General features: G+C 57.2%; 1 protein-coding gene. It reads right to left on the reverse strand.

Translation table 11 applies throughout. The annotated features are described in order from the left end of the window. The coding region (locus SB764_RS43050) for a hypothetical protein (RefSeq protein WP_410867177.1) at positions 1-250 on the reverse strand (250 nt) is incomplete at both ends.

The raw sequence follows: 250 nt of genomic DNA on the forward strand, positions 1-250 counted from the left end.
GAATAGAGTCGCGATAACACGCGTCGAAACGGCCGGCGGAAGTTTCCGCTCGATCAGGAAGCGAACCTCGTCAGCATGAACCTCCCTGGACTCTTCCATAAGAGCCTTGAGCAGGTAGTCCAAAGACGGGAAATTTACGAGAAGTGGTGGCGTGTTCACGGGAAGAGCAAAGCTGAGATTGCTTTCGTTGAGTCGCCTGCCGAACGGCGGACGATCCGAAGGAGCGTCCGCCGTTCGGCAGGCACCCTTC

It is taken from the genome of Paraburkholderia sp. SIMBA_027 (genome assembly GCF_046535315.1).
GTDB lineage: Bacteria > Pseudomonadota > Gammaproteobacteria > Burkholderiales > Burkholderiaceae > Paraburkholderia > Paraburkholderia tropica.